The organism is Luteimonas sp. 3794 (assembly GCF_031456825.1).
In the GTDB taxonomy this organism is placed as follows: Bacteria; Pseudomonadota; Gammaproteobacteria; order Xanthomonadales; family Xanthomonadaceae; genus Luteimonas.
Genome location: NZ_JAVDVJ010000001.1, coordinates 181736 through 194502 on the forward strand (window position 1 = coordinate 181736; position 12767 = coordinate 194502).

General features: G+C 67.9%; 9 protein-coding genes. 3 read left to right on the forward strand and 6 right to left on the reverse strand.

Annotated features, from left to right (window positions below; all coding sequences use genetic code 11):
• Together J2X52_RS00835 and J2X52_RS00840 are read right to left on the reverse strand one after the other, a co-directional pair.
• Positions 1–1695: a M28 family peptidase gene (locus tag J2X52_RS00835; RefSeq protein WP_310147471.1), complete on the reverse strand. Its 1695-nt coding sequence runs from the start codon at positions 1693–1695 to the stop codon at positions 1–3.
• A gap of 49 nt (positions 1696–1744) precedes the next feature.
• On the reverse strand, positions 1745–2347 hold the full coding sequence (locus tag J2X52_RS00840; protein WP_310147472.1) for a hypothetical protein: 603 nt from the start codon (positions 2345–2347) through the stop codon (positions 1745–1747).
• Positions 2348–2454: 107 nt separating this feature from the next.
• Between J2X52_RS00840 and J2X52_RS00845 the strand changes: the two genes are divergently transcribed.
• The gene (locus J2X52_RS00845) at positions 2455–3192 is read left to right on the forward strand and encodes an ATP-binding cassette domain-containing protein (RefSeq protein ID WP_310147474.1); all 738 of its coding nucleotides are present in this window, start codon (positions 2455–2457) and stop codon (positions 3190–3192) included.
• Positions 3189–4664 (forward strand): glycine betaine ABC transporter substrate-binding protein, encoded by a 1476-nt coding sequence (locus J2X52_RS00850; protein ID WP_310147476.1) that lies wholly within the window; start codon positions 3189–3191, stop codon positions 4662–4664. The genes J2X52_RS00845 and J2X52_RS00850 overlap by 4 nt, the downstream gene beginning before the upstream one ends.
• A gap of 81 nt (positions 4665–4745) precedes the next feature.
• Here the strand turns inward: J2X52_RS00850 and J2X52_RS00855 are convergent, their stop codons facing one another.
• From J2X52_RS00855 to J2X52_RS00870, 4 genes are all read right to left on the reverse strand, one after another.
• The gene (locus J2X52_RS00855; protein ID WP_310147478.1) at positions 4746–5672 is read right to left on the reverse strand and encodes a 2OG-Fe(II) oxygenase; all 927 of its coding nucleotides are present in this window, start codon (positions 5670–5672) and stop codon (positions 4746–4748) included.
• Positions 5673–5906: 234 nt separating this feature from the next.
• Positions 5907–6515, reverse strand: a complete 609-nt coding sequence (locus tag J2X52_RS00860) for a hypothetical protein (protein ID WP_310147480.1) — start codon at positions 6513–6515, stop codon at positions 5907–5909.
• Between the two features lie 83 nt (positions 6516–6598).
• Positions 6599–9208, reverse strand: coding sequence for a DNA ligase D (gene ligD / locus J2X52_RS00865; RefSeq protein ID WP_310147482.1), 2610 nt, complete (start codon positions 9206–9208; stop codon positions 6599–6601).
• 1 nt (position 9209) lies between these two features.
• Positions 9210–10148: a Ku protein gene (locus J2X52_RS00870; protein WP_310147484.1), complete on the reverse strand. Its 939-nt coding sequence runs from the start codon at positions 10146–10148 to the stop codon at positions 9210–9212.
• A 439-nt stretch (positions 10149–10587) separates the two neighbouring features.
• Here J2X52_RS00870 and bglX point away from each other — a divergent pair, with 439 nt between their 5' ends.
• Complete coding sequence (bglX, locus tag J2X52_RS00875; protein ID WP_310147486.1) at positions 10588–12765, forward strand: beta-glucosidase BglX; 2178 nt, start codon at positions 10588–10590, stop codon at positions 12763–12765.
• The last annotated feature ends 2 nt before the right edge of the window (positions 12766–12767 follow it).

The following is a 12767-nucleotide window of genomic DNA, read 5'->3' on the forward strand; positions in this document are numbered from 1 at the left end:
TCAGCGAGTGGAACGACCGCCGAAACGGGAGCCGAAGAAGTCGCCGTCATTCCAGCGCGGCGGCGCCTCGGCGTCGCCGACGATGCGCGTCAGCGCGACCACCACCTGCGCCATGCGCGCGGCATCCCCGTACTGGATCGGCAGATCCACCTGGTCGCAGGGCTGGTGGTAACAGTTGCGCAGGAACCAGGTCGCCGCGATCTTCGGGTCTTGGTTGTCGTTGGCGGGCGCGACGCCGGCATCGAGATACAGCGCAGGAATGCCGGCGCGCACGAAGGCGTACTGGTCGCTGCGCACGAACGCGACTTCTTCCGGGAACGGATCCGGCGACACCTCGACGCCGACTTCGCCCGCTGCCTGCGTGATCGCCGCCGCGAGCGTCGAATGCTCACTGCCGATCGCGACGATATCGCGCGTCGGCGCGGTCAGGATCGGCATGTCGATGTTGAGGTTGGCGACGAACCGGCCGGCCGCGGCCGGCGGATGCCGCGCCAGCCATTCGGCGCCGAGCAGACCCTGTTCCTCGGCGGTGAGGGCCGCAAACAGCGTGCTGCGCGCCGGTGCGGGATCGCCTTCGGCCATCGTGCGCGCGGCCTCGATCAGGATCGCCACGCCCAGCGCATTGTCCAGCGCCCCGTTGTAGATCGCATCGCCGTCCACCGGCGCACCAGTGCCGATGTGATCGAGATGCGCGGTATGCACGATCGACTCGCTAGCGCGCGCCGCGTCGCGACCCGGCAGCACGCCGAGCACGTTGCGCGATTCGAGCGTGTCGATGCGGGTCCGCGTGCGCAGCGTCAGCGTGCCCGGCAGCGCGAACGGTTTCAGCGTGCCGGCGCGCGCGGCGTCGAACAACTGCGAGGCCGTCTGCGGACCGTCGGCAAAGACGAGGTCGGCCGCGGTCGCGGCGACGCGTGCGCTCACGCGTAGCTGCGCGGGCGCATCGATCGGTCGGTTGTCGGCGTCGCGCAGGCGCATGGACGGCCGTCCCGCCTGCGCGACGCTGCGCGTCCACGGCATGCCGGCTTCGTCGTCGACGGTGTTGACCAGCACCAGACCGACCGCGCCCCGCGCGACCACGGCTTCGATCTTGGTGCCCAGGCTGGCGTAATGGGCCTGCGGATTGGCCTCGAAGCTACGCGGCGCGCCGCCGAACACGATCGCGATGCGCCCCTGCAATTCGACACCTGCAAAGTCATCGTGTCCGAGTTCCGGCGCGTGGATCGCCTGGCCGACGAACACGGCCGGCGCGGTGATCTCGGCTTCGGCTGCGTTGAAATCCGGCAGCGGCAGGAACTGGTCGCTGGGCCGCAGCGCGATCGTGCGCCCGTTGCGCGAGACCGACAGCGTCGCCGCGGCCGGATCCGCGACCGCGCGCACCAGCGGCACGCGCTGGAACCAGCCACCGTCGTCGCCGGCCGGCTGCAGTCCGCTCTCGGCGAAGCGGCTCGCGACGTGTTCGGCGGCGAGATCGAAGCCCGGCGTGCCGGTTTCGCGCCCGGCCATCGCATCATCGGCCAGCACGCGCACGTCGGTTTCGATCCGTTGTCCGGCCGGCGTCCCGTTGACGACCTCGGCCGCGGGCGGCATCGGCGCCCCCGGCGCGGTCTGCGCCTGTACCGCAGCATCACTGTCGCGACCGCTGCAGGCGACCAGCAACAACGCGCAAGCGATGGTCAGAACGGGACGGGACATGGGCGGCTCCGGTGCGGGAGGGCGACGGTAGCACGCAGTTCTCAAGACCTCATGCCGGCATGAAGATCCCGATCACCACCAATGCCCAGACGAGAAGACCCAGCGCGATCCAGCACACGTTGGCCCAGGTGAAACGACGGTTGCTGCTGCCGTCAGGATCGCCACAGGCGTGATTGGCGGCCGCCTGGATCTGCAGCAGTGCCAGGGTGATCGGCGCAATGGCCGCGATCGCGAGGATGCCCGTCGTTGGCGAGCCGATCCCCCGGCCGTCGAGGCGGCTGAGAATGTTGCTGGCGATTTCGAACACCACGTAGGTCGTGGCGAGCAGGCCTGGCGACCATCGCACGTCGGTGCGCCCCGGTCCGAGCACGGCTTCGATACGCGCGACCAAGGCGTGGGCGAAGAAGATCGAGAAGAATGCGCGCGGCACTGGCCAGATCGACTCGTGCTGGCCGTGGCCGCGGCGGTAGCGCTGCCAGTGCATGTAGAACCAGTACAGACCGTAGATGCCGAACGTGGCGACATAAAGCACGCAGAACTTCGGAACGGACACGACGTAGAAGATGCGCGCCTGCAGGGCGTCTGCCCGCACTTCGCGGATCTCGCTGGCGGGCGGCGCGTAGAGATTGGGGTCGGGGCGGCTGTCCTGCATTGTTGCGTCCTTGCAATATGAAGTCTGCATCCTAGTTCCTGTCGAACGCGGCCGACAGTCGTCCGATCGCGACATGTCGCCGTCGCCGGCTGCGCTAATGTCGCCGAATGTTCGACCTCCACCAGGTACATCGCCGCTACGGCGCGACCGTCGGTCTCGACGGCATCGATCTGCGCATCGCGCCGGGCGAGACGACGGCGTTGATCGGGCCGAGCGGGGCCGGCAAGTCGACGCTGCTGCGGTTGCTGATCGGCCTCGAGTGGCCGGATGCCGGCGAGGTGCGGTTCGAAGGCGAGCGGCTCCGCCGCGATGCGCTGCTCGCACACCGTCGGCGCATCGGCTACGTGATCCAGGAAGGCGGGCTGTTTCCGCATCTCGATGCGATTGGCAATGTCGGTCTGCTGCCGCGCACGCTGGGCTGGTCATCGGCACGCATCGAAGCGCGTGCGGCGGAACTGGCAGCGCTCTGTCGTCTGCCGGCCGATGCGTTGCGACGGTATCCGGCCGAGCTGTCAGGTGGCCAGCGCCAGCGTGTGGGCCTGATCCGCGCGCTGATGCTCGACCCGGACGTGCTGTTGCTCGACGAACCGCTGGGCGCGCTGGACCCGATCGTCCGCTTCGACCTGCAGGCCGAGATGCGCGCGCTGTTCGAACGCCTCGGCAAGACCGTCGTGCTGGTGACCCACGATGTCGCCGAGGCCGCGTGGTTCGCCGACACCATCGTGTTGCTGCGCGACGGGCGCATCGTCCAGCAGGGTGCGCCGCGGACCCTGCTCGATGCGCCGGCCGAGCCGTTCGTGCGCGCCTTCATGACCGCCCAGCGCAGCGTCGAGGACGCTGCATGAGTCTGGGCGTGCGCAGCGCCGTCGCGTGGCTGCTGATGCTCGTCTGCGGCAGTGCTGTCGCCGCGCCGGTCGTCGTCGGCTCAAAGAACTTCACGGAAGGCGTGCTGCTCGGCGAGATCGCGACGCAGGCCGGGCGCGAGGCCGGCGCCGACGTGCGCCACCAGCGCCAGCTCGGCGGCACCCGCATCCTATGGCGCGCGCTGCAGGACGGCAGTATCGACGCCTACGCCGAGTACACCGGCACGCTGGCCGACGAACTGCTGCAGATGCCGGGCGCCGACATCGCGGCGATGCAGGCGGCGCTCGCGCGCGACGGCCTGGCGATGACCGCGCCGCTCGGCTTCGACAACAGCTACGCGCTGGGCATGCGGCGGGCGCATGCGTCGGAACTCGGTATCCGCACGCTGTCGGACCTGCGCGCGCATCCGACGCTGCGGCTCGGCCTGAGCAATGAATTCATGTCGCGCGCCGACGGCTGGCCCGGGCTGCGCACGGCCTACGCGTTGCCGCAGACGCCGGACGGTCTCGACCATGACCTCGCCTACCGCGCACTCGCCAACGGTGCGATCGACGTGACCGATCTCTATGGCACCGATGCCGAGATCCCGTATCACGACCTGGTCGTGCTGCGCGACGACCGCGCGTACTTCCCGTCCTACGCCGCGGTCTATCTCTACCGCAGCGATCTGGCGCAGCGTGCGCCGGCGCTGCGCGACGCCTTGCATGGCCTGGAAGGCCGCATCGACGCGGCAACCATGCAGCGGCTCAACGCACGCGTGAAGCTGGACCGCGAAGCGGAATCCGCAGTGGCCGCCGACTGGCTGGGGCTGGAAGCGCCCGACAGCGACGGCCGCGCCGCACGCATCTGGCAACGCACACGCGAACATCTCGCGCTGGTCGGCATCTCGCTCGGCGCAGCGCTGCTGGTCGCGCTGCCGCTGGGCATCCTCGCCGCGCGCCGGCCGCGGCTCGGCCAGGGCGTGCTCGCGCTGACCGGCGTGCTGCAGACCCTGCCGTCGCTGGCGGTGTTCGTCTTCATGATTCCGCTGTTCGGCATCGGCGCCGGCCCGGCGATCGCCGCGCTGTTCCTCTACAGCCTGTTGCCGATCGTGCGCAATACGCATGCGGGCCTCACCGGCATTCCGCGCGAGTTGCGCGAGACCGCCGCTGCGATCGGCTTGCCGGCCGGCACGCGCCTGCTGCGCGTCGAACTGCCGCTGGCGCTGCGCACGATTCTGGCCGGCATCAAGACCGCGGCGGTGATCAATGTCGGCACTGCGACGCTCGGCGCGCTGATCGGCGCTGGCGGTTACGGCCAGCCTATCCTGACCGGCATCCGTCTCGACGACATCGGCCTGATCCTCGAAGGCGCGGTGCCAGCGGCGCTGCTCGCGCTTGCGGTGCAGGGCGTGTTCGAGATCGCCGAGCGCGCGCTCACACCGCGTGGATTACGGTTGGCTGCGCGCCGTTAGTCCCGATCCGCCGGACGACAGGGCGGATCGCGCCGCGCATCAGGTCCGCCGCCCGAGCGCACAGCATCGCGTTCGTATCGATCAGCGACGGAAGCGGACGTAGGCGCGCTTGGCCAGATAGAGCAGCTGACCACCAAGCCCAGCGTCCTGGGCTTTCCGGAGCGCGGTGTTCTCCGCGTACAGCATGCGGATATGCGCATCGCGCTGCGCGACAAGAGCCTGCATCTCAGCAACATCTACCGGATCGAGCACGTAGCCTTCGGCAAAGCGTTCCGGCACCTGTCGATTGACGTAGTAGGTGGTGTGGCGGTCGGCAATCTCTTCAGCCGGCCGGTCTTTCGTATAGAAGTAGAGCGCGATCGAGCGGCGGGTGAGACCCGCGTGTTCCGGCGGCAGCTGGATCATGTCGAAGCCGTGCCACGAGCGCTCGGAGGTCTCGAAGAGGGCGCAGCGGTTGAATGCCGGGGGTATGGTGACGTCCGGTCGCGGAGAGGCATGCGGATCGCGGAACAGTTCGAAACAACCACCCCTCTCCGGCTCCCATTTCGGATTGAGGTACACGATGAGATTCAACCGCCGGTGCCAACGTTCGCTGGGATGGAAGTTGAAATCCACATGTGCGTCCAAACTCATCCCGCTGCGGTTCTCGTGCGTACCGCCGCCCAGATACCAGGGGTCGTAGATCAGCCCGTGGATGCCGGTCAGGCGCGACATCGTCTGCAGGAATTCCGGGCTCTGGATCGCATCGTCAAGCTCGCGAAAGGCTGGACCCAGCTGACGCACCTTGTCGGACGTGGACTTGCCACCAGGCTGGCCATCGTCGCCGACGAAGTTGCCCTGCTCGAACGCCGGAAACTCCGCGAGCAGGCGCTCCGCGAAGCCGGGTGCGAGGAAGTCGTCGATGACCAGATGCGGAAACGGGTCCGCAGCCGCAAAATCGGCACTGAGCCGATCGGACGCGTCACTTACGCATGGGTTGATGATTGAAGCGCCTGGCTTTCCGTGCATGGCAATGAAGCTTCCGTGGTTGCTGCAAGTCTAGCGGCAGTGTTCGATCACCGCATCGCAGAGCATCGAGGCGCGGCCTCGATCAATCCCGGATTCTGCAGGTTTGTTCGCCTTGAACGGTTCTGAATGTGGAAAGGCAACCACCAGGCCTGGCGATGCAGGGCGCACCGGATGTGGCCGAAGGCGTGCTCATGCCGCATGGGTTGTGGCTGGTGGCATGTCAGTGAGCGTGGCTCAGAGCGTGCCGGTGCGCAGACCGTCGTAAACAGTCCACACAGTGGCGCTGGCACCGAGCAGGATCCAGGCGACGTTGTAGATCGTGAAGCGCCGGTTGCTGCGTGCGTCTGGATCGCCGCAGGCGGCGTTCGCCGCCAGCTGTAGGCGCAGCAGGCATGCGCAGCTGATAGGCACCACCATCAGGCCGAGCCATTCGAGCCACAGCCATCCATTGGGCAGGTGGAAGACCAGCCACGGCCAAGCAATCGCGCTGCCGTAGTTGAGCACTTCCATGAGCACGAAGAGCGTTGCCAGGGGCATCGGCCACCAGCGGCGCGCGATGCCGCGCTCGACGAGAGTGCGCTCGACGCGACGCGCCAGCGCATGCGTATAGAACAGGGCGAACAGCGCGCGCGGGGCCGGCCAAATCGTTTCGTTGCGGCCCATACGCCAGCGCGCCCAGTGGGTGTAGAACCAGAACAGCTGGTAGAGGCCGAGCGTGCAGATGTAGAGCACGATGAACTTCACCGGCGAGACCACGTAGAACGGCGCGTCACGCATCGCCTCGCTCGGCGTGTCGCGGACTTCGGCCGCCGGGGGCGTGTAGGGATCGTGCGGAATGGGCATGGGTGTGCGTCGGCAAGCGATGGTTCACAGGTCACGCGCGCCACCTGCAGGGGCTGGCCATGCTACCGGAGGGTGGGCGCGCCTCAGTCGACGATGCCGTCGAGCGATTGCCGCAGCGCCGCGAAATCGCCCCAGGGATGCGCCTTGAGCCGCTTGAGCCGGGCCGGCGCGTTGCGCAGCGTCCAGGCATCGCCGGACTTCACCTTGCCCAGATCCTCCCAGCGCAGCGGCATCGACACCGGTGCGCCGGCGCGCGCGCGCAGCGAGAACGACGCGACCGCGGTCGCGCCGCGGCCGTTGCGCAGATAGTCGACGAAGATCTTCTGCTTGCGGAATTTCTTGGTCGCAGTCGCCACGTACTTGAGCGGATCGAGTTCGGTCATGCCCTGCGCGAAGGCGTGCGCGAACGGCTTGACCACGTCCCAGCCGGTGCCCGGATTCAACGGCACCACGACATGCAGGCCCTTGCCGCCGGTGGTGCGCACGAACGACTCCAAACCCAGTTGCCGCAGCAGACCACGCACCTGGCGCGCGGCGGCGACGATCTCCTGCCAGCTGACGCCTTCGCCCGGATCGAGATCGAACACGATGCAGTCGGCCGTGTCGGGCGCCTCGGCATGCGCGCCCCAGGGATGGAATTCCAGTGCGTTGAACTGCACCAGCTCCATGACCGCCGGCGCATCGTTGGCGACCAGATAGTCGCTGGCGCCCGCTTCGTCCTTCAGTCGCACGGTCTCGACCAGCAACATGCCGGCGGTGTGGTGTTTCTGGAAGAAGCAGGGGCCGTCGATGCCGCCCGGGCAGCGGATCACCGACAGCGGTCGCCCGGCGATTTCGGGCAGTAGCCATGGCATCGCGGCGGCGTAGTAGTCGGCGACATCGCGCTTGGTCAGCGCGTCGCCGGGGAACAGCACCTTGTCCGGGCTCGACAAGGTGGGCGATACGCGTTCGCTGTCGGGATCGCGCTTCGCACGCTTCTTCGCAGGTGTTTTCGCGGCGGCTTTGGAGACCGCCTGCGTAGACCGTTTTGCCGCCTTCTTCGGCGCCGCGGCGCTTGCGGAGGGTTTGCTTCGCGTGACCATGTCGTTCGCTCCATCGCGATCGCTGTCGTGCAGATCGTCCACCGACTTGTCGGGGCGCACCGCCTTGAGCGAAGGCTGGCGCAGCAGGCCGTGTCCTCCGGTGCCACGCGAGAACACCTCGACGACGAAGCGCGGCGCGAACCATTTCGCGGCGCGCAGATCGGTGTCGTTGGGCGGCACGTACACGCTGGGGTCGCTGCGGCCGGCACGGCCGATGTGCGATGTGAGTTCATCGAGCAGTGCATCGCTGAAACCCGACCCCACGCGCCCGGCATAGCGCCAGCCATGCTCGGCATCGGGGCGGGCGAGCAGCAGCGCACCGAAGCCGCTGCGGCTGCCCTTGGGCGGTGTGTAGCCGACGACCGCGTACTCGTCGCTGGCCAGTTCCTTGGTCTTGCGCCAGTCGTCGCCGCGCCCGGGCCGGTAGCCGCGATCGCCGCGCTTGGAAATGATGCCTTCGAAACCCGACTCCGATGCGAGCTCGATCGCAGTATCCGCAGCGCCTTCGATGTGCGTGCTGAAAGCCAGATGCGCCGGCGGCGCGTCGCCGAGGATGCGCTGCAACAGCGCCTTGCGCGCGAACAGCGGCGCCTCGCTGATGTCGACGCCGTCCACGTGCAGCAGATCGAACAGCGCCAGCGCCAGCGCGCCCTGGCGCTCGCCCGACAGCGTGCCCTGCAGCAGGTTGAAATCCTCACGGCTGCCGCGGCCGGCAATCAGTTCGCCGTCGAGGGCGGCCGACTTCAGCCCGAGCCGCGAGACCGCCTCGGTGATCTCCGGCACCTTGCCGGTCCACTCCAGTGCATTGCGCGACCACAGCTGCACCTTGCCGCGCGCCACCGTCGCCAGCAGCCGATAGCCATCCCATTTGAGCTCGTGCAGCCAGGCCTCGCCGTCGGGCGCGGTGTCGCCGAGCTTCGCAAGCTGTGGCACGAACGCGCCGGTCGGCGCGGGGCCGCGTTGCGCGCCGGGCAGCTTGCGCGCTTCAGCTGCCCAGTTGCGCGCGGGCTTGGTCGGAAGTTCGACTTCGGTCTTCTTGCGTTTGCGCGCCTTGCCGGTGCCGGCGCGCTTGGCGTCCTCGGCCGGCGGCGCGGATACGTCGGCGAGCAGGTCATCGGCTTCCAGGGTGCCGGCGTAGTCGTCGCGGTCCTTGAACAGCAGCCACTGCGGCTGGCGCGCCGGCTTGCCGGAGCGCACCAGATGCCAGCGGCCCTTGAGCTTGCGACCGAACAGCTCGAAACGCAGGTGACCCTTGGCCAGAGCGGCTTCGGGGTCCCCATCGGCGGCCCACACACCGGTATCGAATTGCGCGACGTGACCGCCGCCGTACTGGCCTTTCGGAATCTCGCCTTCGAAGCCGGCGTAATCGAGCGGATGGTCCTCGACCTCGACCGCCATGCGTTTCACGTCCGGGTCGTAACTCGGGCCCTTCGGCACCGCCCAGCTCTTGAGCGCATCCCCGAACTGCAGGCGGAAATCGTAATGCCGCCGGCTGGCGTGGTGCAGCTGCACGACGAAGATCGCGCGTCGTCCACGCGGCGCGGGCTTGCCCGGTTCCGGCTCGCGGGTCGCATCGAACTTCCGCTTGCGTCGGTACTCGGTCAGCGACACGTCACGACGCCTTGCGGGTGGTCTTCTTCGCCGCCTTGGTCGTGCGCGACTTGGTCGCCTTCTTCGTCGTCTTCTTCGCGGCCTTCTTGCTGGTGGATTTCTTCACCGGCACCTTGTCGCTGCTGCTGCCGGCGGGGGTGCGCTTGTTGTCCTTGAGGCTCTTCTGCAGCAGGGCGACGAAATCGACGACATTGGTCGACGCGTCCTCGCGATGCGGCGCGTCGTCGACGACCTTGGTCTTCGCGCCCTTGGCCTTGATGCGCTTCTTGATGATGTCCGACAGGCGTTCGCGGAATTCATCGTGATAGGCATCCGGCGCCCAGTCGGCCGACATCGAATCGATCAGCTGCGTCGCCATCTGGAATTCCTTGTCGGCGATGCGGTAACTGGACGCCTTGCCGGTCGGCAGCTTGTAATCGGCCGGATCGACCAGTTCCTGCGGGTAACGCAGCAGCATCAGCACCAGCGCGTCGTCCTCGGGCATCACCGCGCACAGATATTCGCGGGTGCGGATCACGACGCGGGCGATGCCGATCTTGCCGGTCTTCTTCAGCGTCTCGCGCAGCAGCACATAGCCCTTCTCGGCCTTCTTGCCCGGCACCAGGATGTAGGGCTTTTCATAGAAGCGCGTGCCGATGCTGCCTGCATCGATGAAGGCCTCCACGTCGACGGACTCGTGCGATTCCGGCGCGGCCGAGGCGATGTCTTCCTTCTCGATGACGACGTAACTGCCCTTGTCGTATTCGAAGGCCTTGACGATGTCCTTCCACGGCACTTCCTCGCCGGTGTCGGCATTGACGCGTTCGAAGCGGATCGGCTTCTTGTCGCGCGAGTCGAGCATGCGAAAGCTCAGATCGGTCCGGCGCTCGCCCGACATCAGCGAGACCGGAATGTTGAGCAGGCCGAAGGACAGCGAGCCGGACCAAATGGGACGTGCCATGGACGATCTCCGATGCGCTGGCGCGGGGCGGCCGGCCGCATAAGCTTCGGAGGCTTGCACCGGTGCCGTGCAACGCGCGTCAAACGACCACTGCAGACTGATGCACTGCAAGTCGGTTCTCGGGATTCACGCGCACGCGCGCGCCGCTGGGCGAGGGTGGAGGCATGCACACGACCTCTCCGACGTCTCCACCCGATTCCGACGCCGATCGGCAGCATGTGGAAGACACCCAGGACGAAGCGCTGGACGAGACCTTTCCAGCGAGCGATCCGGTGTCTCCCTTCATGCCGGCGCGCCACCCGCCGCCCGCGCCCCAAGTGGACGACCTCCGCTGAGCCGTCGGCGGCTGTTCCTGCGCGCCGCACGCGGCGATACTGGACCCGCCTCCCGGCGTGCGCCCTATAATCGCCGGCTGTAATCGTTTACACGGGACCACTTGATGCGCCTGGATGACCGGCTCGAAGCGCTGCTCGCACGGATGACCCTTGAGGAGAAGATCGGCCAGCTCGGCATTTTCGCCGACATGCTGCGGCCGTTCGCGGCCGACGTGAATCCCGAGATGAACGAGTTGAACGCGGGCGAGCTGCGCGAGCAGATTCGCGCCGGACGCGTGGGCGCGGTGTTCAATGGCGTGGGCGCGGTGCAGGGCCGCGAGTCGCAGCGCATCGCGGTGGAGGAGAGCCGGCTCGGCATTCCGCTGCTGATGGGCGCCGACGTAATCCACGGCATGCGCACGGTGTTTCCAATCCCGCTGGGCGAGGCCGCGAGCTTCGAACCCGAACTCGCGCAGCGCACCGCGCGCGCCGCGGCGATCGAAGCAACCGCCTGCGGCCTGCACTGGACGTTCGCGCCGACACTCGACATCGCCCGCGACCAGCGCTGGGGGCGCGTTGCCGAAGCCGCCGGCGAGGACGTGGTGCTCGGCAATGCGTTCTCCGCGGCGCGCGTGCGCGGCTTCCAGGGCGCCGACCTCACGGCGAACGATTCGATGCTCGCCACCCCCAAGCACTTCGTCGGCTACGGCGCGGTCATGGGCGGCCTGGACTACAACAGCGTCGAGATGTCCGAAGGCACCCTACGCGACGTGCATCTGCCGCCGTTCAAGGCCGCGCTGGATGCCGGCGCGCTGACGGTCATGAGCGCCTTCAATGACATCAATGGCGTGCCGGCCTCGGCACACGACGGACTGCTGACCGACCTGCTGCGCGGCGAATGGGGCTTCAAGGGCTTCGTGGTCTCCGACTACACCGCGGACTTCGAACTCGTCGCGCATGGCTTTGCCGGCGACGACCGCGAGGCGACGAAGCTTTCGTTCACCGCCGGCGTCGACATGAGTATGCAGAGCGGCCTCTACGCCGCGCATCTGCCCGATCTCGTCGCCAGCGGCGAGGTGCCGATGGACGTGATCGACCAGGGCGTGCGCCGCGTGTTGGCGGTCAAGCAGGCGATCGGCCTGTTCGACAATCCGTACCGCTCGCTCGATCCCGAGGTCGAAGCCGCGCTCGATCCGGAGGCGCTGCACGGCGCGCTCGCGCTCGACGCCGCGCGCCGCTCGATCGTGCTGCTGAAGAACGACGACGACCTGCTGCCACTGCGCAAATCCGGGCAGAAGCTCGCACTGATCGGGCCCTATGCCCGCGACCGCGACAACATCGAAGGCTGCTGGACGTTGTTCGGCGACAAGCGCCTGCACGTCAACCTCGAAGACGGCCTGCGTGCTGCGCTCGAGGACGGCGACGCGCTCGATGTCGTCGACGGGAGCGGCATGGAGGATGCGATCGATGGCGGCGTCGCGGCCGCGGTCGAGGCTGCGCGCAACGCCGATATCGTGCTGCTGGCGATCGGCGAGCCGCAGGGCTACAGCGGCGAAGCGCAATCGCGCACCCAGATCGTCATTCCCGCCGCGCAGCAGGCACTGGCTGACGCCGTCGCCGCGACCGGCACGCCGATCGTCGTATTGCTGCGTCACGGTCGCGCGCTCGCGCTGCACGGCGCGGTGCGTGATGCGCAGGCGATCCTGGCGACCTGGTTTCTCGGCACGGCCACCGGCCCGGCCGTAGCCGAGGTGCTGTTCGGCGACTACAACCCGTCCGCGCGCCTGCCGGTGAGCTTCCCGCGCGATTCGGGCCAGCAGCCGCTGTACTACAACCGCCAGCGCACCGGTCGCCCGGAACTGCCGACGATGTCGGAGTTCAAGAGTCGCTGGCGCGAGATGCCGCACAGCGCGCTGTATCCCTTCGGCCACGGCCTGTCGTACACGCGTTTCGTCTACGGCGACGTCGAACTGTCGTCCGACACGCTGGACTGGGACGGCACGCTGACCGTATCGGTGACGCTGCGCAACGACGGCACGCGCTTTGGCGAGGAAGTGGTGCAGCTCTACATCCACGACCGCGTCGCCAGCCGCGTGCGCCCGATCCGCGAGCTCAAGGATTTCCGCAAGGTCGCACTCGCGCCGGGCGAGCACACCACCGTGTCGTTCACCCTGCAGCGTGAGCAGCTCGCCTTCACCACGCGCAGTGGCGCGTTCGCGGCCGAGCCGGGCCTGTTCGACGTGTGGATCGCGCCGGATTCGGAAGGCGGCACGGCGGCGCAGTTCACGCTGTTGAAGGCTTGAGC

Excerpts from the sequence above, each read along its gene's own strand:
- bglX (WP_310147486.1), top strand. The coding sequence starts at position 10,588 with ATGCGCCTGGATGACCGGCTCGAAGCGCTGCTCGCACGGATGACCCTT.
- J2X52_RS00860 (WP_310147480.1), bottom strand. The coding sequence starts at position 6,515 with ATGCCCATTCCGCACGATCCCTACACGCCCCCGGCGGCCGAAGTCCGC.
- J2X52_RS00840 (WP_310147472.1), bottom strand. The coding sequence starts at position 2,347 with ATGCAGGACAGCCGCCCCGACCCCAATCTCTACGCGCCGCCCGCCAGC.
- J2X52_RS00835 (WP_310147471.1), bottom strand. The coding sequence starts at position 1,695 with ATGTCCCGTCCCGTTCTGACCATCGCTTGCGCGTTGTTGCTGGTCGCC.
- J2X52_RS00855 (WP_310147478.1), bottom strand. The coding sequence starts at position 5,672 with ATGCACGGAAAGCCAGGCGCTTCAATCATCAACCCATGCGTAAGTGAC.
- J2X52_RS00870 (WP_310147484.1), bottom strand. The coding sequence starts at position 10,148 with ATGGCACGTCCCATTTGGTCCGGCTCGCTGTCCTTCGGCCTGCTCAAC.
- J2X52_RS00850 (WP_310147476.1), top strand. The coding sequence starts at position 3,189 with ATGAGTCTGGGCGTGCGCAGCGCCGTCGCGTGGCTGCTGATGCTCGTC.
- J2X52_RS00845 (WP_310147474.1), top strand. The coding sequence starts at position 2,455 with ATGTTCGACCTCCACCAGGTACATCGCCGCTACGGCGCGACCGTCGGT.